Raw genomic sequence first — 25507 nt, forward strand, 5'->3', positions numbered from 1 at the left:
CTACTCATCCTCTCCTACTTCAAAAGTGACATGGGTCTCGATCCATTCACGGCGAGGAGGGACTTTATCGCCCATTAAAACCGTAATTAATTTTTCACAGTGAGCCCTGTCTGCAAGAGACACTTGAATCAGCTTCCGGTTCTCAGGGTCCATTGTCGTCTCCCATAATTGATCAGGGTTCATCTCACCTAAGCCCTTGTAACGCGTAATTTTTGCCCCTTTGCCTAACTTTTTCAGAGCGATTTCCAATTCTTTATCATCCCAGCAGTAATAGGATTCTGCACCCTTCTTACCCTTTCCACCATCTCTAGATACCTGATAAAGCGGCGGCTGAGCAATATAAAGCTTATTAGCAGCAATAAGCGGCTGCATATAACGGAAGAAGAAGGTTAACAGGAGCGCCTGAATATGCGAACCATCCACGTCTGCGTCAGACATGATGATAATCTTATCGAACGCACAATTCGCAATCGAAAATTCTTCGCCGATATCTGTCTCCAGCACTTCTAAGATCGTTCTGAACTCTTCATTTGATAAAACCTCGGAAAGCTTAGCCTTCTCCGTATTCAACGGCTTTCCTTTCAGACCAAAGATCGCTTGATATTCAGAGTTGCGTGCTTGCTTAGCCGATCCTCCTGCTGAATCACCCTCGACTAGGAATAGCTCGTTAATCTTTGGATTTTTATATTGAGGGGGTGCAAATTTTTCCGAAATGGATTTACGTTTCTTCGCACTCTTCCCTTTTTTGTCCCCGCGCAATGCTTCTCGTTGTTTTCGCAGCTCTTCACGAATTTGCATCGATTTTAAAGCTTTATCAATTAATAGCTTAGCAATCTCAGGATTCTCTTCTAAGAAAAAGCCCAATTTTTCCGAGATAATCTGTTCAACAATGGTGCGTGCTTCTTCATTGCCCAATTTGTCCTTTGTTTGCGATTCAAACTGAACATCAGACATTTGCAGAGATAACACGCCTAAAAAGCCTTCACGCAAATCGTTCCCGGTCAAATTAGGATCTTTTTCCTTGATATACCCTTTCTTGCGGGCAAAATCATTAAAAATCCTGGTGGTGGCATTTTTAAAGCCTGTGACATGTGTACCACCATCATTTGTCGGGATTGAATTCACATAAGAAGCTAATGTCTCCGTATACCCATCATTGTATTGGAAGGCCAGCTCTACATACACATTATCCTTCTCTCCATCGAAATAAACTACAGAATGGAGACCATTTTTACCCTCGTTTAAATACTCTACATACGATTTAATGCCATCTTCATAATAGAATTCTTCTTTACGTACCTCTGACGTACGTTTATCAATCAACACCATGCGCAAGCCTTTCAACAGAAAAGCCGTTTCACGGAAGCGATCACGCAAGGTCTCGTAATCAAATTTAGTAGCAGTAAATACCTCAGGGTCTGGTTGGAACGTTACGGTTGTCCCTGTACGTTTGGACTTTCCTACAATCTCAAGGCCCGTGACAGCTTTACCCACAAACTCCTGCCCATTCTTATCTACTACATATTCAAAGCGTTGTTTATAAATGTTTCCTTCTCGGTGAATTTCTACTTCCAGCCAGCGAGACAAGGCAACAACGACACTGGAGCCAACTCCATGCAAGCCACCGCTTTTTTTATACCCGCCTCCGCCAAATTTACCACCTGCGTGAAGTGTGGTAAAAATAACCTCTGGCACTGGTCGTCCAGACTTATGCATACCTGTTGGAATACCGCGACCGTGATCCTCCACGCTAACGCTACCATTTGGATAAAGAGTGACAATAATACGATCGTTCACGCCAGCCAAAGCTTCATCCTTAGCATTATCCACGATCTCCCACACTAGGTGGTGCAAACCGCGTGATCCAGTGGAGCCTATGTACATACCAGGCCTTTTACGTACGGCGATCAAGCCTTCCAGGACCTGAATATCTTCTTCGGTATATGATAGTGCTCGATTATCAGCCATTCTGTTCTCCCCTCTTACACACTTGCAATCAACGTTCCTTCAAGCGAACACCTAATCGCTATTTTATCTCATTTCATAAAAAGAAAAAACTCTTTTACATGAAAGCTCTTACATAGTTGCTACTATACATGTATTTTACTTGTTGTTCCACCGTAACAAACTTACATACAAAGAAAAGTTCACCTTTCCTATTGCTTTTCCCTATTCTTCTAGAAAAATAACCATCTTTATCCCTTTCTAACAAAGGTAACGTTCTTCCTGCTTTTTTATATGTATTTTTTTGCAACCTAGCTCTTATAAAAGGTAAAGCTTTTACGTAACAGGCTACTTCCTAAAAACAACAGGAACATTCGTTCGTTTCTTGTAGATAAATACAGCCACCCTGCCGTTTGGACAAGATGGCTGAAAGACTTAGCCTTGAATACGTTCCAGCTCTTCTTTATCAATGTCGTAATTCGCATACACATTTTGTACGTCGTCATTTTCTTCAAATGCTTCCATCATCTTCAGGATTTTTTCAGCATCTTCACCTGAGATTTTCACAGTGTTTTGTGGAATCCACTGTATCTCAGCATTGGTAAATTTATAACTCTCTGTTTCCAATGCATGTTTTACTTGCTCTAACTCGTGGGGATGCGTAATGACTTCGAATTCTTCCTCTGTCACGATTAAATCCTCTGCACCCGCCTCTAGGGCTTGCATCAGCATTGTATCTTCATCAACCTCGAACTCTTCGCGGTCAATAACAATTACACCTTTACGGTCAAACATGAAGCTTACAGATCCTGTTTCCCCCATGTTTCCACCACGTTTACCAAAAATAGCTCGTACATCAGCGGCTGTACGATTACGATTATCAGACAAGCATTCTACGATCACAGCTACTCCGCCTGGAGCATAGCCTTCATAACGGATTTCTTCGTAATTATCCCCTTGACCACTGTCTGTCGCTTTTTTAATCGCACGCTCAATATTGTCATTGGGCATATTAATAGCTCGTGCATTGGCAATAATTGCTTTTAGTTTCAGGTTTGCAGTGGGGTCAGGTCCGCCGTTTTTAGCTTCTACAAAAATTTGACGAGCTAACTTAACATATTGATTGTTTTTCTTTTGATCGGCTGCACCTTTTTTTCCTGCAAATAACTTAAACTTTGGCATCTGAAACTCTCCTCACCAGAAATGTCTGCTTGGGTATGAAATAATAATTTATTGTAGCAAAAAATAGCGATTCATACAAGGCTGGCTCGTCTGATTGCCACAAAGATGGCAAGGGTAAAGACATAATTACGGGGTAAGCTAGATAGTGAACCCATACCTATTTGCGAGGAGGATGAGCCGTGCTAAGTGCAACGAAACCGTTTATAAAGCTGCATAAGTATGACGAGCATCTGGTTGCTGACATTGAGGCACTTAATTCATCTGGATATGCTAAAGATGACATTTATGTCTTGAAATGGAATCCTGATAAGAATCATTCAAATCAACGCGACAATTTTTACAAATACAGTACACATTTTGAAAAAGCAAAGGGCCATATGGACACCAAAGCTAACTTTTTTGATAACGGTGGGAAGGAATTACGTTCAAAGCTCGAACATATTGGACTAACCAAAGACGAAGCCTCTGCCCTAGTTAGAGAACTGGAAGAGACTGATAAAACCTGCATTTTGGCTGTGCATGATTTAAAAGATAATATTATTGAAATGAATACTCAATATAATCAATAGGGTGCTACAAACAGCAAGAAACCCGGAGTAAAGGTAGCTCCGGGTTTGATTTATCACATTTTTTACATGTCTTTTTTACTCGTGCGTACGGTCAATCAGCTCAATGCCTTCCATTGTTTCGTGCAATTTCGCATGAGCAGCCTCTTCCTCTTCTTCTAGCAATGGTACTAGTTCTCCATCTTCAATACCAAATACATAAATATCGATTTCGCCTTCTTCATCAATCTCGTCTTCCTCGGTTGCTTCTGTAAGTGCAACAAATTGCTTGTTATTTAATTCAAACATCGCGATTACTTCAAAATCGCCCATTTCTTCGCCATTTTCATCATCTAGTGTGATGATATCACCTAAAACCAAATCTTTTTCATTTTCCATGTGTATATGCCTCCTGCTTTTGTTCGCTTAGGTTATGTATCGTCGTCCATTCAGACAGCAACTCATATGTTTGGTATGGGCTTACATAACAGGGTAGATGCTAGCTCAATTAGCTAGTCCCATCTATATCCAGTGTTCCCCTACACCTTTCTTAGCATACCCTGCTTTTTAGGAAAAGTCTATGAGAAGTTCTAAAACATAAAGACCGTCTCCTTCTAAGAAGACGGTCTCCTTCATGTATCTACTGTTTCGAGGTAAACTAATCAGCCTCGTAAGGGATCTCTTCAATGACTCCCTTTTCAATCAAAAAGGCTTCCTCAGCTTCCAAAATGGTAATAATTTCTTGACGGCCTACTTTCATGCCGCCTTCAGCCAGTTTTCTTTCTACGAATTGCAGCATCTCTTCATAGTCTAACACTTGTACATCTTGTTGATTATTTTGCTGTCCCATGGTTATAACCCCCTGCATTCTCTCAGCCATTCTTTGGGTAGTATAGCATGAATCCACCAAGCTAGGCTATTCACTAGAGCCCTCACTGATGCCCTCTTGTTTTCGAGACCATGGACGGCGCACTGGCTTTAACAAATAAGCAGACCAGCATAATAAACCTATACTGAGCACTAGATAAAAGCTAGCGAAATATCCCCAATAAAAATCATCGTTGCTTGACATAGAAGAAAACATGGTCATGCCTAGAATACGTGAACCGACTATACATGGATTAATATAGGTGAGCCACTTTAGTAGGAAAAAGTTTTCTATCCCATTCATTTCGGGATACCAGTAACGCATGATCGCTACCAAAAAGTACAAGAGAAACCCCGTACCTACCACAAAGAAAAAGGCAATACCATATGCAATAATCGTACTAACCCCAGTACGTTTAACCCATGTTGAACAAAAGATTCCTAACGAACCAAAAAACAGGATATTGATAGCAAAGAAGAGAATGATACTAAAAATCTGGGATGGTGATACTCCACCGTATAAGAATACAAAACTGTATAGAGGCAGAGAAGCCATAATTAAGAGAAACATAAAGGACAATGATGTAACCAGCTTGCTCAATATAATCCGTCGTGGCGATAATTGAGTGGTTAATAGGATATTCAGGGTTTGTCTTTCCCTTTCACCGCTGATTGTCCCTGCTGCTAATGCCGGCGCAATAAAACAAATTAAGGCATAATGCAGAGCTGACATAGCAAAAAATAGATCATCTCCCTCTCCTAAAAAAAACGTGGACGTTTTCTCCATGATAGTTAAATATCCCAACAGAACAGCACCAAAGACCATTAGATAGCTAAATAGAATCCAGATCGACCTTTTCGAACGAAATCTCTCACGCAATTCTTTCGAAATAAGCGGATTACCAAAAAAGTGCCCCATCAGTTACCCACCCCTTCCGTTATCGCTAAGAACACATCTTCTAGGTTTTCCTGTGAGTCTGCGAAGTGTGTTACAGGGATGTTTGCCTGTATTAACTGCTGTAGTAAAATAACCTTCTCTTCCGGTGTACCTGTAAAGTGAAACCGAAAATGACTGTTTTTATTATCTAAGCGTCTCACAAAAGGAGAGGCTTGAAGGATTCGTTCTGCAAGCTCCACGTTCCCCAATGTCTTTACCTGCATAATAGAGATACCGCGTGTCTCCGTGCTTACCTCGTTAACCGCTCCATTTGCAATAAGCTGGCCTTTTTCAATGACGCCGATCTCATCGCAAAGCTCTGCTAGCTCAGGCAGGATATGTGAGCTAATCAGGATTGTTTTGCCCATTCCTTGTAATTTCTTTAAGATTTCTCGCATCTCGATACGTGCTCGTGGGTCCAACCCTGAAGCCGGCTCATCCAAAATAAGAATTTCTGGACTATGAACCAAGCAACGGGCTAAGCCGAGACGCTGTTTCATTCCGCGTGACAAATGATCCACATAAGCATCAGCTTTGTTACTGAGATTAACTAAATCCAGCAGATCAGCAATCAAATTAGAACGGTTTCGGGCTGGAATATTATATGCCCTTGCATAAAAATCAAGGTATTCGGTTGCTTTTAAATTATCATAAACACCAAAAAAGTCAGGCATATAGCCTAGGAGCTGTTTAACCTCCCTCGGCTCCTTCTCTACATCATATCCGCCAACATAAGCTTTTCCACTGGTAGCTGGCAGGAGGGTAGCTAGAATCATCATCGTTGTACTTTTGCCCGCACCATTTGGCCCAATAAACCCATAAACGCTTCCCTTTTGAATGGACAGGTTCACATTCTTTAGGGCTTCAAATTTCCCATATCGTTTGGAGAGATTCTGCGTCTGTATCATTATTGTTTCTCCTTTCCTTCCAACTGGAAGACAGGCTGTGGAATGGAGACAGGTGAATCTCCTTCATAAATAAATCTGATCAAAATAAAACCTTCCGAATTGATATATTCTTTCGGATTATCTTTTAGCTCTAATGCGCTACTACTGTCAAGGATTTTCCACTCACGAGAAGCGGCATGATACACTGCTTTCTTCACAAAGCGATAAGCCAAATTGTCTAGAGGGGCCGTCACTCTTGTGATGTCCACATTGGCTGGTACTTGTAATCCGTACGTTACTTTTCCATTAAACATAGTAACAGCATCGTGATCATCTCTATTTACTTTGCCTTCCGTACTAAGAATCTGAACCCCTAGTGTCCCATATGGATACGTGATGTGACTGGTTTGCGCATCTTTTAACAAAATTGGTTGTTGAACAAAGCTTAGATAGTCTTCCATGATTCCTTGTTCAGATGTAGTAAAGACCTGATAGGGGCTATTGCTTACACCTATCAAAGTCAATCCGTTAGCATTGCTTAGCCCTTGCAGTGAACTTTCGTACAAAATAGCCTTTTCCCGCTCGTTTTGCGTAGGATATGTCGCGTCTTCAACTGAGAAATCTTGTGTATAAAATGGCTTCACTTCTTCATTTATTTGCTTGGTTTCCCCTTTAGCAAGAGAGCCTAGCTCCATTCTTCGATTTCCCATTGTCAGATACAGCTCTTGATAATCAAAAACACTCTTGTTTGTTATGGTTCCTTTGATATGCTCCTGCTCGAACACTAAATCAGCTTGTAATTGGCCAACATCTTTAACTAAACCTCCCCCATTAATCGGCTTTTGCGCCATATACGGGATATGAGTTAAGGTTGTTTGAAATTGACCACGATCGTTTTGTCGAATGGTATAGGTTGATTTGTTTTTATTTCGTTCTGTGTATTGCAAAAGATTTCCTGGAACGATAATCCCATCTTTTGTGTCTAAGGTTACTTCTCCACCAGAACGTTTCAACACAGTTGCATCCGATTTTAAAATCGCTAAATCTGGTCGAATCGAGATAATTTGGTTTACTGTATAAAGCTTATCATTTGGAACTATTAAATTCTTCCCAAAAGAAAGGGCTCCAACACTAACCACGAGGGCTGATACCGGGATAATTCCCCACGCCCAGTCTCTACGGTCCCTACGTTTTAACAGCACATACAGGATAGGACCAATCAATAGTACATAACCGATCCAAATGAAAAATAGCACGGAAGCAGACGGCAGACGAACATCAGGAATGTGCTGTGCCATATTATAATAGTTAGGATTTCGATTCAGATAAGGAAAACGCACTTGGCTATTTAGTGCATATTGGGAGACTAGCTTACTCCAAAGCTGACGGTTGAATTCCCATGAGGCCAGTGGCTGTGCATTGACATCATAGTTAGCAAAAAACAACTTTCCTAAGCCCACCTTTTGGGTCGAAAACAGTGGCAATGACTTGTTATACAACGCTATCTGTTGAATAGGCAAAGCTGATTTTTTACTGATCTCGGTAAAGCTAGACAAATCCTTAGTGATTCCCGGCTGCTTGGTTAAAGCCGGCATCCACTCTTTAAAAGCATCTAGTATTTCTGGAGGAGTGGAAGCAGATAACAAAATGTTCCCTCCAGCATATACCCATTCTTTTATTTTCTTTATCTGTTCTGAAGGTAAGCTGCTTGCTGAAATATCTCCAATGACTAGCATATTGATATTACTTAGTACATGAGCTTCAGTGGGTAACTCTTCTGGTCTTACATTGCTGACCAGCATACTGCTCCAGGTAGCCTCATTTCTCGGAGCAGCTTCTTGATTACTGTCTTTAGCACCCTCTTGTCTTACTTGGTTTAAGAATTGCATACTATTTTCGTGTTGATCGAGGACAACAACCGTTACTTGATCCGATTGCTTTTCTCTAATTTGATAGTTTGGTTTTACCTTTGCAAGCAAGTGTTTGCCTTGATAAAATTCAAGTCGTAATGCCTCGCTATTATTTATGATCTCTTCACTTGGTAGGTCGAAGAAAACATGCTTCGTTTCCCCTTTTTGAACCGTAATCTCTTTTACATAAGGAAGAGCCTCCTTTGAATGAGGCGTTTCACTTGCAAACCGCAGTTCACCCGAGACGGCATCACCGTTATTTGTAATATCTGCATGAACGCGAATTAAATTATCCTGGCTTGTTATATCAGCAAACGGAATCTTCGTTTTCATTTCAATTCTGTCCGCCGCATACGAAACAGGAAGTTGAAATCCCATGAAAGCGAGCGCAATCGCTACCAGCCATTTCCACATATGTTTTCCTCCTATTATTGTAAATCAAGCGGCGTAAACATAAACCCTTGTTGATCAGAGTTGACAATTAATAGATGCTTTCCATCACTCGTCCATTCAGCCCTTTTTACTGATTCCTTCTCGATACCTGCTGGAAGCTTTACTTTTTTCCAGTTTTTAATAGATTCATCCATTGTCCCCATTAGCATGATGCCATCTGGAGAAAGAATTGTAAGCTGCTTAGCTGAAAACCACGAGGGAGAGCTGCCTTTTACTTTTTCCTTGATTTCTCCCGTCTGGCGATCATAAATACAAACCTCTCCATTTTGTTCAAACGAGAGATAACGACCATTGTGAGACCAAGCCGGCTTTGAACCGTCCGCTACCTTCTCTTTACCAAAGGAACGCAGATTGGTTACCCAAATCTCAGGTTTATCCTGCTTATATGCTGTATAAGCTAAAAATTCATCTTTAGGATCAAATGCAGGGTCAATCACCGGACGATTCTCCTGCTCCAATAATAGTCTCGGAGCATAGCTTTTTTGTTTACTCTTATTAAGCTGTAAAATCCACAATTTCCCTTTCTCCTGGCTGTTTTCCGTTAGCGCCAGCTTTGTGCCTGTAGAATTCCATGCAATGGAGTCATATGTTCCAATTTGTTGTGGAAGCTCAATAGGGGTATCTATGTCACTGTCAAATCCGCTTATGATGTGCAACTTATTATCGGCTTGTAAATAGGCAACTTGTAAATCAGAGGATAGCACTGCCAAATCAGTGGATAGCTTAGGAATATTGATGGATGACTTTGAAATAGCAAGATCAACATCTGCCTGAGCAACATTTACGTATAAAAAGGCAGCCAAAGCAATTGTTCCAATCCCGCCTAGCATATACCAGCCTCTTTTTCGATTGATCCTCTTTTGATCATTGTGCTTTATTTCTTCCTGGCGTATTACCGTCAGTTGCGGTTGTTTTTGCCCTTGCATTTGCTCCATTAATTTACGTTTCAAATCTTCTTTTAATCGATAGTTAACAGGAACCGCCTTACGCATATCACTTAAATGTGACAAGAGTTCAACCACGGTCTGTTCATGATCATTTATCTGATCTGATGCATTGCGTAGATCATCCTTCATGGCGATCACCTTCCTCATAAAAACTCTGCAAGACTTTTATTCCGCGGTGAGAGATCATCTTAACGGACGATTCACTTTTACCTAGCACTTCAGCAACCTGGGAAATCTTTAGATCAGCGAAGAAACGTAGCGTCAAAACATCACGCTGATCCTGCGATAACATATTTAACCTAGTCCGTAATAAAGTCATTTCTTCTTTAGATAAAACACGCAATTCAGGTTGATACTCATCATCTGCCTCAATAAACAATAATTCTTCTGCTTCAGTCGGGTATTCACGTACCTTACGAACAAAATCAATAAACGTATTATGAGCGATACGAAAAATCCAAGATGCAAACGGGCTTCGACGGCTATATTGGTCAAATTTTTCCAGAGCCTTTAAAAATACGCTGGTTGTCAAGTCGTCTGCATCCCACGAACTATGTACTCGACATCGTAAATAACGATTGACCCGATCAAAATATTCATCATATAACTCTGGGAAATCTCTCGCCTCATAGTAATCAGTCTCTATCGCAACAGACGGATTTTCTTTACCGTCCTGCTTTACGGCCATTACCATCCCTCTTCCTCCACACTGTTTGTTTCTACTCCAATTGACGCATCATATCTGAAAAAGGTCACAGCCATAAATAAAAAAAGTGCAAAATATGCATTTTTTCTTATACATAAGCAAAAAAAAACAAACACACAGAAAAAAACATCTTTGTTCCCGATCAAATACTGGGAGCAAAGATGTTTTGGCAGTTGACATTGCTTGGGATAGTCCCCAAACTATTTACAATTCGTTACACTCCGAACATATATTTGGAACTCATACTGATATGGATTCTCTTCGTTTTGTACACCTGGTGTCACTTCAACTAATGCCCATTCAGATTCATCAAAGGCTGGAAAAAAGGCATCTCCCTCGAATTCCTGCCCAATCTTCGTAATGTACATTTTGCTAGTGAAAGGCAATAATAGCTTATAAATTTCCGCCCCACCAATAATAAAGGCTTCTTCTTTATGATCAATCAGGGACAGAACTTCTTCGATCGAATGAGCGATTTCACAGCCATCCGCCTTATAGTTTTCCTGTGTCGTCAGCACGATATTACGCCGATTAGGCAAAGGCTTTCCAATTGATTCGTAGGTTTTACGCCCCATGATGATAGCATGACCAGTGGTAATGCGTCGAAAATACTTGAGATCCTCTGGCAATCGCCATGGGAGCTGGTTATCTCTCCCAATAACACGGTTCTGACCCATAGCAAAAATGCTTGAAAGCACTAAACAGCCACCTCCATGGCAATTTTCGGCTGATGCTTATAATCGATTAATTTCACATCATCCGGTGTAAAATCATAAAAATCGGTGATCTCCGGGTTAATCCAGAAGGTAGGAGCAGGATAGGCCTCTCTTGTTAATTGGGTACGCAAGCCTTCGAAATGATTTTCGTAGATATGTGCATTGTTAATATAATGCTGGAATTTCCCTGGCTTCAGCCCTGTGACCTGCGCAATCATATGAATAAGCACGGCATACTGGGTAGTATTAAACGGAATGCCTAACCCCATATCACCGCTACGCTGTACAAGAGTACAGTTTAAATAACCGTCCGCAACATCCCACATGGTTTGAAACGCACATGGCTGCAAGGCCATTTCTTCTAAATCATTCATATCCCATAAACTAATAATATGTCGGCGCCCTTGAGGATCGTTTTTTAGGCCATCAATCAGCTTGTCTATCTGTTTGTGTTTAGCAACTTGATAACCGTATGCTTTCCCGATCGTTCCGTCCTCTTTGGCCCATTCATCCCAAACACGTACGCCCATCTCTTGTAAGAGTCTCACATCATTGCTTTGATGCTTATAAATCCATAGCAATTCCTTAACTGCTGTTTTAAATGCAACAAATTTAGTTGTTAAAATCGGAAATTCTTTTTGCAAATCATAGCTTAACAGCTTACCAAATAGCTTTTTTGTAGGGATTCCTGTCCGATTGTTATCATAGTATCCGTTTTCTAAAATATCTTCCACTAATGCAAGGTATTGTATATCTGCTTGACTCATCTTGTTCACGTCCTTCTTACAAACTCTAAGACAGTATATCGAAACATTCCGTTCTTGAAAAGCTTTTCGCCCAATACACTTTTGTGTTACAAAACTAGCAAAAAAACTAGCACATGATTACAAAATGGCGGGATTGCAATGCTTCTAGCTAGAAAGACCTTGCTCCTTTGCCTTGTGCAATCTGAAATAGATAGTAGTCATAATATTCAAAAATCCATAGATAACAGGTGTGCCGTAGGTGAATGAAAGAGAGTTTCCACCTTCTGTTGTAAAGGGATAGGATACAAATTCTTTCCCCCTTTTCCAAAAAGTGCGTTCGAAAAATAAGGGGATACATTTGACTTTTACCTACTCTGAAACTCTCTTAGATTTCTGGATCGTTCAACAGCTTCTGTCCCATCCCCTCAAACACCTAAGCTTTAAGCTTAGAGAATCCTGGATATGGATATAACACAGAAGACATGATTTTTTGGGAAACAGGATGTTTTAATCGTTCAAGCTGCTCCATATCATCTACCCATTCAACAATCTCACCTTTATACATGACCCCTATACAATCCGCGATATAATTGATCGCCTGTAAGTCATGTGAGATAAACAGATAGGAAAGCTGAAACTCTTCTTTTAATTCTGCTAAAAGGTGTAAGATTTGTACCTGAGTAAGAGCATCTAAAGCGCTTACAGCCTCATCAAGTATAATCAGCTTCGGTCTTAGTGCAATCGCTCTAGCGATATTGATTCTCTGTAATTGCCCTCCGCTGAACTGTTGTGGGTATTTATGCATATCTTCCGGATCTAAGCCTACGATCTCCAAAAGCTCCTGTACTTTCTGTCTTTCTTGAGTATCTGTTCGTTGTTCGTAATTTCGTAAGGGTTCAGCGATAATCTCTCTAATCGTTAATCGTGGATTTACAGCGCTATAACAATCCTGAAAGACAACCTGTAAATCCCGCCGTACCTCTCTTAATTCTTTTTCTTTTAGACGATAAAGGTCCTTTCCCTGAAACCAGACCTCTCCCTGATCAGGTTTTTCAAGTCCCAAAATAATTTTGCCAAGAGTGCTCTTTCCTGCTCCGCTTTCTCCCACTAGTCCTAAACATATCCCTTCTTCCAGAGTGAAAGAGACATCTTTAACAGCTTCTACCGTTTTCCCCTTCCTCCAAACAGAATTTCCTAGTGAATATGTTTTCTTTATGTTTGTAAGCGTAAGCAGACTCACTCTTCATTCAGCCACCTTTATCGTAATTTTACACATCGTACCAGATGATCTTGTTCATATTCTTTCCATTCAAGCTTTTTCGTTGCACAGATGTGGTCTGCATTCTCGCATCGGTCTAAGAACGGGCAGATATCCTCTCTATTTAACTGTTTAGGGAGTGACATGCTAACACGGTTAATCCCCTTCCTCCTGCTCGTTACTCCAAGTCTGGCTTGTAACAGGACACGGGTATAGGGGTGCATCGGGCGATTAAATAATGTAGATGCCGGTGCCTTTTCAACAATATAGCCAGCATACATGACAGCTACTTCATCAGCTAGCTGAGCAATGACCCCCAAATCGTGTGAAACTAATAAAATACCAGTATTATATTCTTTTCTTATATGATCCAACTGCCTCAAAATCTGAAGTTGATTCGTCGCATCGAGGGCTGTCGTTGGCTCGTCCGCGATAAGAATCGTGGGCTGTAAGGACATCGTGATTGCAATCATCACACGCTGGAGCATACCGCCGCTTAACTGAAATGGATATTGCTTCAATACATTCTCTGGATTTGGCAAGTCCATTTTTTCCAGATGCTCCAAAGCTATTTTCTGTGCTTGTCGCTTGGTAATAGGCAGATGAGTTCTAAGTGTTTCAATAAAATGTCTGCCAATTGTTCGTACAGGATTAAAGGCAGTCATCGGATTTTGCATGATAAAAGCGATCTCGCTACCGCGTATTTTTCTTACCTCTTCTTCTGAACAGGTTAGCAAATCTTTATTGCGAAATGTGATGCTCCCTTCGACCACCTTTGCCTGTTCAGGCAAAAGATGTGATAAAGACAGGCATGTCATCGTTTTACCTGATCCACTTTCTCCAACAAGTCCAAACACTTTTCCAGCCTCTATTTCAAAGCTTACCTCATTGACAGTCTGAGTCACCCCATGCGGTGTTGATACAACTATATGTAAATTGTTAACAGTTAAAATGGGGTGCTGTGCCATCCTCTGATCCTCCCTTCTATTTTCTTTTTAGGTCTAAGGCATCCCTCAAGGCTTCTCCGAACAGGTTGAAAGCGATCACGACAAGTAAGATCATCATCCCTGGATACAGCATCAAGGAAGGGTTATTTCTAAAAAACGGTTTACTGTCATTGATCATCATTCCCCACTCCGCTCCTGGCGGCTGTATGCCAAGACCCAGAAATGAGAGACCAGAAATAGCTAAAACAACTCCTCCAATGTCCATAAAAGCTAAAACGACCACCTGCGATACAATGGTGGGTAAGATATGCTTTAGAACAATGACCAGCTTTGGTGTTCCGCACACTTTTGCTGCTAAGATAAAGGGTTGCTCCTTCACACTAAGAACCATTCCTCGAATGATTCGCGCATAAAACACCCATTGGACAAGCACCATGGCAAAAATCATATTCCCCAGACCGGGCCCGAGGATTCCAATCAAAGCTAATGACAGAAGCAAGCTTGGAAAAGCCATGAAAATATCACAAATTCGCATGAACAGATAATCAACCCAACCACCTCTATAGCCTGCAAAAATACCAACTGGAAGACTAATTAGCATGGTAAATCCCATGACAAAAAAAGCTGTCCCCAGTGAGGTTCGTGTTCCATAGATCAGTCGAGACCATATACATCTGCCTAAATGATCTGTCCCTAACGGAAACTTCGAGGAAGGGCCTTGTAGCTTTTGCGTGATATCAACTAGATTCGGATCATTTGGAGACAAAAAAGGAGCAAACAGAGCCAATAGTATCATGAGGATGATAATCATGCTGCAAATGATCATGAGCTTTTTCGACAGTAGCTTTTGCTTCAATTTTTTCAACACGCTTATTGCTCTCCTTCCCATTTTATCCGGGGATCTAGGAAAGCATATGCAATATCCACAAGGAGATTGCAGACGACAAAGATCACACCCATAAACAATAAACAGCTCTGAATCATCGGATAATCACGGTGTAAAATAGAAGTGACAAACAAGGAACCCATACCAGGCCATGCAAAGACGGTCTCAACAATAACGGCTCCGCTTAGCATGTTTCCAATGCTCATGCCAAGTCCAGTTAACACAGGTAATAAGGATTTTTTAAACACATGTCTACCAATGATTAGACTTTCTCGCAGCCCTCGCGCTCTCGCATACACCACAAATGGCTCATTCAAGTTTTCTAGCATACTGGTGCGAAGCAAGCGCATGTACGTACCTATATAAGGAAAAGCCAATGTCAGGGCCGGAAGCACTAGATGGGCAAAAGTTCCTCTTCCCAATACAGGAAATAAATCTAACTTTACCGATAAAAAATAGATGAATAGAAATCCGAGCCAAAAAGCAGGCATCGAGACGCTTACAAAGGCAAGCATCCTGCTAACCTGATCAATTAATTTCCCTTTGTAAAGGGCAGAAATCATTCCTAAAGGTACACTAATAAAAATAATCAGGAGCAATGAAGCACATGCAAGTTGCAGCGTTGGGAGGAAATGGAGAATAATTTCATCCCATATAGATTTCTTCGACACATAAGAAATCCCTAAATCCAATTGAACCACTTTTCCTAACCAATTTACATACTGGATATACAGGGGCTTGTCCAGCCCTAGCTCTGCTCGAAGGGAAGCCACTGCCTCATCTGTTGGAGGAATATGTGACGCCCTCAAGTAAGCTACGGCCGGATCCCCAGGGGTTAAGTGGAGCAGAATAAAAGTGATCAGAGAAATTCCCAATAATATTGGCAGTAAACTTGTGAGACGTTTAACAATAAACCAACCCATTTACTACTCCTTTGCCGTTTTTACATAACCCCACTTCACTTCATATCAATGGTAGTGAAAGGAACTTCGTATTCTTGAGGCAAGAAATGAACCCCGCTCAGATTTTTATGATAGACCGCTATATTAGATTGATAAGATATTGGTAAGTAAGCAGCCTGTTCGTGCAATGTTGTTAAAATATCTGTATAAAGCATCTTTCTGTGTGCTTCATCTGTACTTACTAATACTTCCTTGATTTTTTTATCTAATTCTTTCTTGCCTGGTAGCCCTGATAGAGCTTTGTAATCCGGACTGCCACCTTCCGAAGGTGTTGTGATAGCAGACAAATAGGAATGTGGATCAAACGGAACACCCCAGCTTGCCGTAAATAATAAATCAAAGCTGCCTTCATTGGCTGTAGCCCAAAAATCCTCTTCTTCCTTACTTGTCAGCTTCATATCTATCCCTAATTTTCTAAACTCACCTTGGGTATATTCGGCGATCGCCTTCTGGATGTTGTCTGAGCTAATAAACATTAGTTCCAATTGTAGCGGTTTTCCAGCCTTCTCTCGAAATGGTTTGCCATTTACTAGTTTCCAGCCCGCTTCATCCAACAATTGTTTCGCTTTTTCTTCATCGTGTTCATACGGTTTTACATCAATCTTCGTATATGGAATGGTAGGTGCAAATAACGTATCAGCTTTTCTTTCTGTGCCGTAAAAGATATGATCGATGACAGCCTGCTTATCAAAGGCATGCTGGATAGCTAGACGTAAGTTACGCTCTTTAAGAGCTTCTCTGTTCGTATTAAAGAGTAACGCCCTTGTAGCCGTAGGTTCTGATAGTTTGGTTTCATATTTTCCCGATTCCTTCAGAAACCGGAACGAATCCTGGCTTATGACTCCGTTTCCAAAAATCAGATCAATGTCCTTTTTCTCAAAAGCTAGCACTCTCGATTCACCGTCAGGTATGACTTTAACAATCACCTTATCGACTTTCGGTTTCTCGCCCCAATACTTCTCGTTTCTTGTAAAGACAGCCGTTTCATTTTTCTTATATTCGCTTAGTACCCATGGACCTGTCCCAATCGGTGACTTGAGCCCGTCTTTAAATGTGTTTTGGCTATCAGGAAAGGCAGCTTCTCCTACAAATCGTAAAGGTCTAATGTACGTAAGCTCCTGAAGAGTAGGGTAATATGGCTTGTTCAAAATTAATTTAAACGTAAAATCGTCCACTACCTCAGTACTTTTAATTTGATTGATTAATTCCATCCATTCATGTTGGGGAGCATTAGCTAAAACCGTATCGAAATTTTTCTTCACGATTGTAGCATTAAACGGCGATCCATCCGAAAATGTAACATCTTTTCTTAGATGAAACACATACTCTTTTCCATCCTTCGATACATCCCAGCTTTGGGCCAGCCACGGTTTAAGCTCCCCTCCTTCACCGTAGTATACTAGTGATTCATATACCATAGCTTGTGAGAACCATTGATTCGGAAAATAGGTATGAGGATTTACGTCTCCGATATCTCCAGACCAGGAAAACGTAAGAACTTTTGAACTATCTTGAGTTGCTCTATTTTCTCCTTCTTTTGTTGTGTTACCACAGCCAGCGATAATGATTGTTAGCAGCGCTATTAGTCCAACAAAAGAAGTAATAAATGCAGACCGTTTCAAATACATTTTTATCACCTTTTATATAATTTAATTATTCTAAAAATGTTAAAACACAAAAAAACATTACCAACCAGATTAAAAAGGTCAGAAATGCCTATCGTTTATGAACACATCACATCGGTCTTTTAGCATTCAAACACCTCCCTATCTCCCCGTAGGTCTAACAGCATTTCTAGAATAGGCAGGTCTTCTGACTTGGGTTCATCATCTCCATGCGTCTTCCCAGATATGATCCAGTGACATATTTGCATAAGACTCCCCCTTACAGCGGCGGGACCGTGCCGGATTTACACCGACTTCCCTTTTAAGTATCCGTTATGAAACAAATACACCCATTCCACTACCATATGTAGTTTTTCCTTGGAAATATTCACTTTATATCCTTTTTTTGAAAGTAGGACAAAAAGTTTACCTAGAACAAATTATATTCGTTATTCCGCGTTTACGCTATATGAAATTAAAGCCCTTCTATAATTCCGCTCGGGAGATGGAACATTATTGCCCAAAGAGGTTTAAGAAGACGCATCTAGGATCAGGTTCATCTATAAAAAGCGCCAATTCCTCTACAGTAAAAAAACATTGCCACAGCATGTCCCATTAACAGCTTTAGCAATGTTTTCATCGAAATCACATACCGTTGTAGCTTACAAATTCTCCGTTCGGCTTACGATAGCCGCGTGGACGTTGGCTTGAGAGCTTTTCTTTTCCGATAGTAATCATCATGACTGTTTCATATCCATCAGGAATTTCTAAAATTTCCTTAATGGCACCTGGATCAAATCCAATCATCGGGCACGTATCCCAGCCTTTATCTTTTGCAGATAGCATGAACAGCATCGCAGAAAGGCTTGCATTACGAATGGCTTCTTCCTTCATAAAGGATTCACCCTTACCCTCATATATCCCTGTAACAGTCTCGACGGTACGATCTAGCTCTTGTTTACTCAAAATTCCAAGATGATGCATTCCCTCGTTGATTTTTTCCACCGCTTGATAAGCGTAACGATTGCCCAACACCAATATGACCGCTGAAGCTGAATGCACCTTATACTGCTTGCAGGATTCATAAATTTTTTCTTTCAAGACTGGATCCGTTACGACAAGATAATGTGTATGCTGAAGATTAAAAGCAGAAGGAGCATATTTAGCCAAAGTAAAGATCTCTTCAAGCTCGGACCGGGTAATTTCTACCCCTTCCATATAATTATTTGCGGAACGTCGACTTTTCACTAGGCTTGTAAATTCACTCATGTAAACTCCCTCATCTCATGTATGTATCGTAATTGTTACAGGGGAGGAGAAAGAGCGTTTTCTCTACACTAACTCGCTCCCCTTGCTTTTTGTACCGAATTCATTCTGCTTTTCTTTGTCAGTTCTTTTCTAATCACACTTATTTAGACTTATAATTGCGGCATAGTTTACGTTATCCCTCATTATCATACAATAGAGTACGTGAATCTGGATACCTTTCTTTTCAGGTCCGTCCTTAGGCAAAACTTATGCAAATAAAACGTATGCACCTGGCCCAATCAACGCAACACCGATAGCTACCGCTAGCAATACTAGATTGTATTCCATACCGTTTTGAGTAATCCACAATCCATTTTTTCCATGTACAGTAAAGATAGCGATCAGCATAGTAACAGCGATTAACGCTCCTCCTACCCAAGTAAACACACCGGAGGCAAAGAGCAATCCTCCAACAATCTCACTGGCTCCTGCCATGAAAGCCATTAACAAGCCGGGTTTCACACCGATTGATTCTAACCAACCCGCTGTTCCCTTTAAGCCATGCCCACCAAACCATCCAAATAATTTCTGTGTACCATGACCAATAAATAAAAGTCCCACAACTAATCGAATAAGTAAAAGTCCTGCATTCATTTTCTTTTTCCTCCTCAGGAATATGTTTTATTTTAAGTATCTTCAATTAAAGATATATGAGAAAGATGGATAATATGCTTCTTTTTATTATCGCATCTGTTTTCAGCTACTTATCTACAAAATTCATTTGGGCTGACTTCCCTAGCTTTTTTAACAAGGTAATGGTAATCTCTTTTTCTTCAGGAGACAGTCCATTCATTGCTTCTGCTAGCTTTTCTCGATGCTTCGGAAAAATCTCTTGGAGAAATTGTTCTCCTTCTTGTGTTAATTCCGCGTAGATCACGCGTCGATCATTCGGACAGGGCTTACGGAGCAAATAACCCTTTTTTTCTAGCTTATCAACCACATAAGTAATATTTCCGCTAGAGATTAAAATCTTATCTCCAATTTGCTGTAGAGGCTGTCTGCCTTTATGAAATAACAATTCTAGGACGCCAAATTCAGTCGGATTTAATCCATATTGTCGAATATCCTTCTGAACATGAGCAGACATCCAGTTAAAGGCACGAGATAAGACAACGAACAAATGGAGAGATTGCTCTTGAGCTTTATTAACATCCGTAATCATGTCCGTTTGCTTTCCCTGTTTGTCCTGCATTTTGTTCTCTCCTTTCCTTGATTATTTTATCTTACCTTTTACAAAAAACAATTCAACATGTCTCACTTTTTAATATCTTAAATTTGAGATATACAAAGCATACCCCATTTTTTTTGTGTTGTCAACTAGTAAACTAAAAATATATGAAAATCAACAATGTGGCGGCTTGGCTGGTTATATCTGCATCTGTACACAATCAAATTTTACTAACTGGAAACCTTATCAGCTTTAGTTACAAACAGCTTTTGGACAAGAATCTCCTCTTCTTTTAGTCCATACATTAGTCCATACATTAGCCCATACAATCGTTTTAAATCCATTTCCAAATCGCACACAGTCCTAGTATCTCTTCAGCCCTTAGGAATGGCTTGCTCTACATAAGGAAAGAGCAGAAGGTGTGTCCTTACCCTCGGCAATGCCACAAGCGAGGAAAAGCAATACCAGTCTTCTAGCTCCCCTAGTTCTTTTGTTCTTTTTATATAGTCATTCTCTGTTACAACATCACCAAACTCTTTTAGATGGTAATAAGCACAGCTTACAAGATTATCTTGTTCACGGTAGAAAGTATTTTGATAGTAAATGAATTCCGTATGCTTGGATCATTTAAGGTACCCATTTACAAAAAGAAAAGACCTAACAAAATCGTTAGGTCTCCTCTTATCATTATCATCGTTAGATTAACGAAGTAATTGAAGTACGCCTTGAGGCTGTTGGTTAGCTTGCGCAAGCATTGCTTGAGCTGCTTGAGTAAGAATGTTATTTTTTGTGAAGTCCATCATTTCTTTCGCCATATCAACGTCGCGGATACGAGATTCAGCAGCTGTTAGGTTCTCAGCAGTTGCTCCCAAGTTGTTGATCGTGTGCTCTAGACGGTTTTGGTTCGCACCTAGTTTAGAGCGCTCTTCGGATACTTTGTTAAGAGCGTTGTTGATGGTTGTGATTGCTTTGTCTGCTGCTCTTTGAGTAGAGATGTTAACACCTTTTGTGTCATCTTTGTCTGTAGCGGCAGCGATAGTTGTGGCAGCAACACCAGCAGTAAGTACATCTGCTTCTTTACCAGCAGTAACAGAAACTTCGATACCGATCTTTTTAAGAGCATCTGCTATATCTTGTTTTGTTGCAGTGATATCCCCTGTAGTACCTGCACCAGTTTTATCTCCTGCTTTTTGAGCCAATGTTACAACAACATTACCATCTTTATCAATTTTTGCTGTTGTTTCTGTTACTGCATCATTTTTTTTGGCTGTTTCTGCTTTCAATTCTACTTTAAAGCTATCTGTAGAAGTGTTTCCAATTTTAATATCTGAAACAGTTGTTTCTTTCAATTGCATGCCTGTTACACCAAGCTCCGTGTTGCTCATGTCGTTGATGCTCAATTTGATGCTTTGTCCTTGGTTAGCACCGATATGGAATGTTTTATCTTCAAAAGATCCATCCAATACTTTTTGGTTGTTGAACTCTGTGTCTGTAGAAATACGTTTGATTTCTTTAGACAGCTCATCAACCTCTGCTTGTAGCTTTTGACGGTCTACGCCTTCATTAGTGTCAGAAGATGCTTGAACAGCTAGTTCGCGCATACGTTGTAGGATGCTGTGTGTTTCAGTTAATGCACCTTCAGCAGTTTGGATCAAAGAGATACCGTCTTGCGCATTTTTAGAAGCCATTTCTAGACCGCGGATTTGACCACGCATTTTTTCAGAAATTGCTAGACCTGCTGCATCATCACCTGCGCGGTTGATACGAAGACCAGAGGACAATTTCTCTAGGTTTTTACCAGATGCGCCAGTGTTTACGCCTAGTTGACGGTGTGTGTTTAGTGCTGATACGTTGTGATTGATTCTCATGATTTGTTACCTCCATGTTTTTCATTTCTTGAACCATCCAATTGTTCAAGATGATATTGTGTTGCTTTATTTTGAAATAGAATTGTTTCAAAATGGCAACTGTTTAGTCCTCTAATCGGCTAATAGTAGCGCTACCCTTAGCATGCATGGTTCAGATAAAAACCAAGATTTAGGTGACTATTATTAGTATCGGATATTCATCATAAAATTTTACAGTTCATTAAAAGTTTTTTTATTCAAATTTTTCCAACGTAAAGTTGAGAAGTTTTATTTTATAGGTTAGCTTTTATGATGAAATTTCAGCAATTCATTCGTTTACCATCAACTAATACTTGATTCAAAAACGTAACAAAAAATAGAAATATCAATTACAGGACTTTTTAATCACTACAATATATTGCATCCAAAGAATTGGGGAATGCTCTGATATCTCCCGGAGAAAAGGTACATCGAACTAGTTCAGTTCGTATTATCTCTTCTCCAAAGAATACCTTTAGATAATTTAATATCTTATTTTCCTCTTTTATTAAGAACTACCCTTTTGAGCAAAAAGAAAGACCTAACTGAATTGTTAGGTCTCCTCTTATCATTATCATCGTTAAATTAACGAAGTAATTGAAGTACGCCTTGAGGCTGTTGGTTAGCTTGTGCAAGCATTGCTTGAGCAGCTTGAGTAAGAATGTTATTTTTTGTGAAGTCCATCATTTCTTTCGCCATATCAACGTCACGGATACGAGATTCAGCAGCTGTCAAGTTCTCAGCAGTTGCTCCCAAGTTGTTGATTGTGTGCTCTAGACGGTTTTGGTTCGCACCTAGTTTAGAGCGCTCTTCGGATACTTTGTTAAGAGCGTTGTTGATCGTTGTGATTGCTTTGTCTGCTGCTTTTTGAGTGGAGATGTTAACACCTTTTTGGTCATCTTTGTCTGTAGCGGCAGCGATAGTTGTAGTACTACCAGCAGTAAGTACGTCTCCAGCTTTCGCAGTGGCAACAGAAGCTTCGATACCAATCTTCTTAAGAGCATCTACTACTTCTTGTTTTGTTGCAGTGATAGCACCTGGACCAGCAGCTGTAGGTAAAGATCCAGCTTGCTTCAATGTTACAACGACATTACCATCTTTATCAATTGTTGCTGTTGTTTCTTTTACTTCATCATTTCCTTTTACTGTTGCTGCTTTCAATTCTACTTTAAAAGTATCTTCAGAAGTGTTTCCAACTTGAATATCTGTTGCAACAGCTGTTTCTTTCGATTCAAAGCCTGTTACACCAAGCTCTGAGTTGCTCATGTTGTTAATGCTCAATTTGATGCTTTGTCCTTGGTTAGCACCGATATGGAATGTTTTATCTTCGAAAGATCCATCCAATACTTTTTGGTTGTTGAACTCTGTGTCTGTAGAAATACGTTTGATTTCTTTAGACAACTCATCAACCTCTGCTTGTAGCTTTTGACGGTCTACGCCTTCGTTTGTGTCAGAAGATGCTTGAACTGCTAGTTCGCGCATACGTTGTAGGATGCTGTGTGTTTCAGTTAAGGCACCCTCTGCTGTTTGGATCAAGGAAATACCATCTTGCGCATTTTTAGAAGCCATTTCTAGACCGCGGATTTGACCACGCATTTTTTCGGAGATCGCTAGACCTGCTGCGTCATCACCTGCACGATTGATGCGAAGACCAGAGGACAATTTCTCTAGGTTTTTACCAGATGCGCCAGTGTTTACACCTAATTGACGGTGTGTGTTTAGTGCTGATACGTTGTGATTGATTCTCATGATTTGTTACCTCCATGTTTTTCATTTCTTGAACCATCCATTTGTTCAAGATAATATTGTGTTGCTTTATTTTGAAATAAAATTGTTTCAAAATGGCAACTGTTTAGTCCCCTAATCGGCTAATAGTAGCGCTACCCTTAGCATGCATGGCTCAGATAAAAACCAAGATTTAGGTGACTATTATTAGTATCGGATATTAATCATAAAATTTTACAGTTCACCAAAAGTTTTTTTATTCAAATTTTTCCGACGTTCCGTTAAGAGGTTTCATTTTAGTAGAAAGTAGGTTAGTTGTGATGATGAAATCTCAACAATTCATTCGGGTTTAACATCAACTTATACTTGATTCAAATACGTAACAAAAAATAGAAATATCATTACAGAACTTCTTAATCACTACAATATACAGCATTCAAAGAGTTGGGTAATGCTTTGAAATCTCCCGGAGAAAAAGGCACATCTAACTAGTTCCGTTCGTATTGTCTCTTCTTCAAAAGAAATACCCTTAGATAACTTAATATCTAATTTAATTTTCCTCTTTTATTAAGAACTACCCTTTTATACAAAAAGAAAAGACCTAACTGATTCGGTTAGGTCTCCTCTTATCATTATCATCGTTAGATTAACGAAGTAATTGAAGTACGCCTTGAGGCTGTTGGTTAGCTTGTGCAAGCATTGCTTGAGCTGCTTGAGTAAGAATGTTGTTTTTCGTGAAGTCCATCATTTCTTTTGCCATATCAACGTCACGGATACGAGATTCTGCGGCTGTCAGGTTCTCTGCCGTTGCTCCCAAGTTGTTGATTGTGTGCTCTAGACGGTTTTGGTTCGCACCTAGTTTTGAGCGTTCTTCAGATACTTTGTTAAGAGCATTGTTGATTGTTGTGATTGCTTTGTCTGCTGCTTTTTGAGTGGAGATGTTAACACCTCTTGTATTATCTACCTCACTCGCTACTGCAATGGTGTCTTTGGTAGGAGCAGTTTTACCAGTTAGCGTTTTTGTGCTTAAATCCACACCAGCTTTTGCTGTAGCATCGATCCCTACTTCCTTAAGTGCGTTCAAAACATCTGCTTTTGTTGCATTGATGTCACCTACTGCACCTGTTCCTGCTTTTTGTGCTAGTGTAACAGTTACATTCCCATCTTTATCTACCTTGGCAGTTGTTTTGTCTACTGCTGGTTTATCTGCACCATTGATAGAATATGTGATTTCAAATTTATCGCCTTTATTATTGACAATAATATCCCCACCAAGAACATTGGATTCTTTTTTCAATCCATTTACACCAAGCTTCTCATTGCTCATATCATTAATGCTCAGCTTAATATTTTGTCCTTGGTTAGCACCGATATGGAATGTTTTGTTTTCAAAAGATCCATCCAATACTTTTTGGTTATTGAATTCTGTGTCTGTAGAAATACGATTGATTTCTTTGGACAATTCATCAACCTCTGCTTGAAGCTTTTGACGGTCAACACCTTCATTAGTGTCAGAAGATGCTTGAACGGCTAGTTCACGCATACGTTGTAGGATGCTGTGTGTTTCAGTTAATGCACCCTCTGCTGTTTGGATCAAGGAGATACCGTCTTGCGCATTTTTAGAAGCCATTTCTAGACCGCGGATTTGACCACGCATTTTTTCGGAGATTGCTAGACCTGCTGCGTCATCACCTGCACGGTTGATGCGAAGACCAGAGGACAATTTTTCCAGGTTTTTACCAGATGCGCCAGTGTTTACACCTAGTTGACGGTGTGTGTTTAGTGCTGATACGTTGTGATTGATTCTCATGATTCTTACCTCCGTGTTTTTTACATCTTGAACCATCCATGTTGTTCAAGATGATGTTGTGTTGCTTTATTTTGAAATAGAATTGTTTCAAAATGGCAACTGCTTCCGTCGTC

Annotated in this window: 23 protein-coding genes and 1 riboswitch; of the genes, 1 reads left to right on the forward strand and 22 read right to left on the reverse strand. The window is 40.2% G+C overall.

All coding sequences use genetic code 11. The features are described from left to right. Both BRLA_RS13860 and BRLA_RS13865 read right to left on the reverse strand, forming a co-directional pair. Positions 1–1968, reverse strand: coding sequence for a DNA gyrase/topoisomerase IV subunit B (locus BRLA_RS13860; protein WP_003335982.1), 1968 nt, complete (start codon positions 1966–1968; stop codon positions 1–3). Between the two features lie 411 nt (positions 1969–2379). Further along, entirely contained in the window at positions 2380–3126 is a 747-nt protein-coding gene (locus BRLA_RS13865; protein WP_003335981.1) for a YebC/PmpR family DNA-binding transcriptional regulator, read from the reverse strand. 179 nt (positions 3127–3305) lie between these two features. Here BRLA_RS13865 and BRLA_RS13870 point away from each other — a divergent pair, with 179 nt between their 5' ends. Then, complete coding sequence (locus BRLA_RS13870) at positions 3306–3695, forward strand: YflT domain-containing protein (RefSeq protein ID WP_003335980.1); 390 nt, start codon at positions 3306–3308, stop codon at positions 3693–3695. 75 nt (positions 3696–3770) lie between these two features. Here the strand turns inward: BRLA_RS13870 and BRLA_RS13875 are convergent, their stop codons facing one another. The 20 genes from BRLA_RS13875 to BRLA_RS13970 all read right to left on the reverse strand — a co-directional run bounded on the left by BRLA_RS13875 (position 3771) and on the right by BRLA_RS13970 (position 25394). Further along, positions 3771–4070, reverse strand: a complete 300-nt coding sequence (locus BRLA_RS13875; protein ID WP_003335979.1) for a DUF1292 domain-containing protein — start codon at positions 4068–4070, stop codon at positions 3771–3773. Between the two features lie 259 nt (positions 4071–4329). After that, on the reverse strand, positions 4330–4521 hold the full coding sequence (locus BRLA_RS13880) for a hypothetical protein (RefSeq protein ID WP_003335978.1): 192 nt from the start codon (positions 4519–4521) through the stop codon (positions 4330–4332). A 66-nt stretch (positions 4522–4587) separates the two neighbouring features. Next, positions 4588–5457 carry an ABC transporter permease gene (locus BRLA_RS13885; protein WP_003335977.1) on the reverse strand — a complete coding sequence of 290 codons (870 nt, stop codon included), beginning with the start codon at positions 5455–5457 and terminating at the stop codon, positions 4588–4590. Beyond that, complete coding sequence (locus BRLA_RS13890) at positions 5457–6383, reverse strand: ABC transporter ATP-binding protein (protein WP_003335975.1); 927 nt, start codon at positions 6381–6383, stop codon at positions 5457–5459. The genes BRLA_RS13885 and BRLA_RS13890 overlap by 1 nt, the downstream gene beginning before the upstream one ends. Beyond that, the gene (locus BRLA_RS13895; RefSeq protein WP_003335974.1) at positions 6383–8686 is read right to left on the reverse strand and encodes a hypothetical protein; all 2304 of its coding nucleotides are present in this window, start codon (positions 8684–8686) and stop codon (positions 6383–6385) included. Before BRLA_RS13895 ends, BRLA_RS13890 begins: the two co-directional genes overlap by 1 nt. A 14-nt stretch (positions 8687–8700) precedes the next feature. Further along, entirely contained in the window at positions 8701–9801 is a 1101-nt protein-coding gene (locus tag BRLA_RS13900) for a TolB family protein (protein ID WP_003335973.1), read from the reverse strand. Further along, positions 9791–10366 (reverse strand): RNA polymerase sigma factor, encoded by a 576-nt coding sequence (locus tag BRLA_RS13905; protein ID WP_003335972.1) that lies wholly within the window; start codon positions 10364–10366, stop codon positions 9791–9793. The genes BRLA_RS13900 and BRLA_RS13905 overlap by 11 nt, the downstream gene beginning before the upstream one ends. Positions 10367–10578: 212 nt before the next feature. After that, on the reverse strand, positions 10579–11076 hold the full coding sequence (locus BRLA_RS13910) for a dihydrofolate reductase (protein ID WP_003335971.1): 498 nt from the start codon (positions 11074–11076) through the stop codon (positions 10579–10581). Then, on the reverse strand, positions 11076–11861 hold the full coding sequence (locus BRLA_RS13915; RefSeq protein ID WP_003335970.1) for a thymidylate synthase: 786 nt from the start codon (positions 11859–11861) through the stop codon (positions 11076–11078). The genes BRLA_RS13910 and BRLA_RS13915 overlap by 1 nt, the downstream gene beginning before the upstream one ends. A gap of 412 nt (positions 11862–12273) precedes the next feature. Continuing rightward, positions 12274–13080, reverse strand: coding sequence for a nickel import ATP-binding protein NikE (gene nikE / locus BRLA_RS13920; protein ID WP_003335968.1), 807 nt, complete (start codon positions 13078–13080; stop codon positions 12274–12276). A gap of 17 nt (positions 13081–13097) precedes the next feature. Next, entirely contained in the window at positions 13098–14066 is a 969-nt protein-coding gene (locus BRLA_RS13925; RefSeq protein WP_003335966.1) for an ABC transporter ATP-binding protein, read from the reverse strand. 16 nt (positions 14067–14082) lie between these two features. Continuing rightward, complete coding sequence (gene nikC / locus BRLA_RS13930) at positions 14083–14913, reverse strand: nickel ABC transporter permease subunit NikC (protein WP_003335965.1); 831 nt, start codon at positions 14911–14913, stop codon at positions 14083–14085. A gap of 2 nt (positions 14914–14915) precedes the next feature. Further along, positions 14916–15854: a nickel ABC transporter permease gene (gene nikB / locus BRLA_RS13935; protein ID WP_003335963.1), complete on the reverse strand. Its 939-nt coding sequence runs from the start codon at positions 15852–15854 to the stop codon at positions 14916–14918. A 35-nt stretch (positions 15855–15889) separates the two neighbouring features. Continuing rightward, on the reverse strand, positions 15890–17521 hold the full coding sequence (gene nikA / locus BRLA_RS13940; RefSeq protein ID WP_003335962.1) for a nickel ABC transporter substrate-binding protein: 1632 nt from the start codon (positions 17519–17521) through the stop codon (positions 15890–15892). Between the two features lie 157 nt (positions 17522–17678). Beyond that, positions 17679–17866: riboswitch (cobalamin riboswitch) on the reverse strand. A 276-nt stretch (positions 17867–18142) separates the two neighbouring features. After that, a complete protein-coding gene (locus tag BRLA_RS13945) occupies positions 18143–18766 on the reverse strand; it encodes a nitroreductase family protein (RefSeq protein WP_003335961.1) in 624 nt (207 codons plus the stop codon). A gap of 246 nt (positions 18767–19012) precedes the next feature. Continuing rightward, complete coding sequence (locus BRLA_RS13950; RefSeq protein WP_003335960.1) at positions 19013–19399, reverse strand: DoxX family protein; 387 nt, start codon at positions 19397–19399, stop codon at positions 19013–19015. 106 nt (positions 19400–19505) lie between these two features. After that, entirely contained in the window at positions 19506–19997 is a 492-nt protein-coding gene (locus BRLA_RS13955; protein WP_003335958.1) for a MarR family winged helix-turn-helix transcriptional regulator, read from the reverse strand. Positions 19998–20674: 677 nt separating this feature from the next. Continuing rightward, positions 20675–21841 carry a flagellin N-terminal helical domain-containing protein gene (locus tag BRLA_RS13960; protein WP_003335955.1) on the reverse strand — a complete coding sequence of 389 codons (1167 nt, stop codon included), beginning with the start codon at positions 21839–21841 and terminating at the stop codon, positions 20675–20677. A 603-nt stretch (positions 21842–22444) separates the two neighbouring features. Then, the gene (locus BRLA_RS13965) at positions 22445–23608 is read right to left on the reverse strand and encodes a flagellin N-terminal helical domain-containing protein (protein WP_003335953.1); all 1164 of its coding nucleotides are present in this window, start codon (positions 23606–23608) and stop codon (positions 22445–22447) included. A 622-nt stretch (positions 23609–24230) separates the two neighbouring features. After that, the gene (locus BRLA_RS13970; protein ID WP_003335952.1) at positions 24231–25394 is read right to left on the reverse strand and encodes a flagellin N-terminal helical domain-containing protein; all 1164 of its coding nucleotides are present in this window, start codon (positions 25392–25394) and stop codon (positions 24231–24233) included. Positions 25395–25507: the final 113 nt, after the last annotated feature.

It is taken from the genome of Brevibacillus laterosporus LMG 15441, assembly GCF_000219535.2.
Taxonomy (GTDB): domain Bacteria; phylum Bacillota; class Bacilli; order Brevibacillales; family Brevibacillaceae; genus Brevibacillus_B; species Brevibacillus_B halotolerans.

Coding starts and splice junctions, on each gene's coding strand:
- BRLA_RS13860 (WP_003335982.1), bottom strand. CDS start 1,968: ATGGCTGATAATCGAGCACTATCATATACCGAAGAAGATATTCAGGTC.
- BRLA_RS13865 (WP_003335981.1), bottom strand. CDS start 3,126: ATGCCAAAGTTTAAGTTATTTGCAGGAAAAAAAGGTGCAGCCGATCAA.
- BRLA_RS13875 (WP_003335979.1), bottom strand. CDS start 4,070: ATGGAAAATGAAAAAGATTTGGTTTTAGGTGATATCATCACACTAGAT.
- BRLA_RS13880 (WP_003335978.1), bottom strand. CDS start 4,521: ATGGGACAGCAAAATAATCAACAAGATGTACAAGTGTTAGACTATGAA.
- BRLA_RS13885 (WP_003335977.1), bottom strand. CDS start 5,457: ATGGGGCACTTTTTTGGTAATCCGCTTATTTCGAAAGAATTGCGTGAG.
- BRLA_RS13890 (WP_003335975.1), bottom strand. CDS start 6,383: ATGATACAGACGCAGAATCTCTCCAAACGATATGGGAAATTTGAAGCC.
- BRLA_RS13895 (WP_003335974.1), bottom strand. CDS start 8,686: ATGTGGAAATGGCTGGTAGCGATTGCGCTCGCTTTCATGGGATTTCAA.
- BRLA_RS13900 (WP_003335973.1), bottom strand. CDS start 9,801: ATGAAGGATGATCTACGCAATGCATCAGATCAGATAAATGATCATGAA.
- BRLA_RS13905 (WP_003335972.1), bottom strand. CDS start 10,366: ATGGTAATGGCCGTAAAGCAGGACGGTAAAGAAAATCCGTCTGTTGCG.
- BRLA_RS13915 (WP_003335970.1), bottom strand. CDS start 11,861: ATGAGTCAAGCAGATATACAATACCTTGCATTAGTGGAAGATATTTTA.
- BRLA_RS13925 (WP_003335966.1), bottom strand. CDS start 14,066: ATGGCACAGCACCCCATTTTAACTGTTAACAATTTACATATAGTTGTA.
- nikB (WP_003335963.1), bottom strand. CDS start 15,854: ATGGGTTGGTTTATTGTTAAACGTCTCACAAGTTTACTGCCAATATTA.
- nikA (WP_003335962.1), bottom strand. CDS start 17,521: ATGTATTTGAAACGGTCTGCATTTATTACTTCTTTTGTTGGACTAATA.
- BRLA_RS13945 (WP_003335961.1), bottom strand. CDS start 18,766: ATGAGTGAATTTACAAGCCTAGTGAAAAGTCGACGTTCCGCAAATAAT.
- BRLA_RS13950 (WP_003335960.1), bottom strand. CDS start 19,399: ATGAATGCAGGACTTTTACTTATTCGATTAGTTGTGGGACTTTTATTT.
- BRLA_RS13955 (WP_003335958.1), bottom strand. CDS start 19,997: ATGCAGGACAAACAGGGAAAGCAAACGGACATGATTACGGATGTTAAT.
- BRLA_RS13960 (WP_003335955.1), bottom strand. CDS start 21,841: ATGAGAATCAATCACAACGTATCAGCACTAAACACACACCGTCAACTA.
- BRLA_RS13965 (WP_003335953.1), bottom strand. CDS start 23,608: ATGAGAATCAATCACAACGTATCAGCACTAAACACACACCGTCAATTA.
- BRLA_RS13970 (WP_003335952.1), bottom strand. CDS start 25,394: ATGAGAATCAATCACAACGTATCAGCACTAAACACACACCGTCAACTA.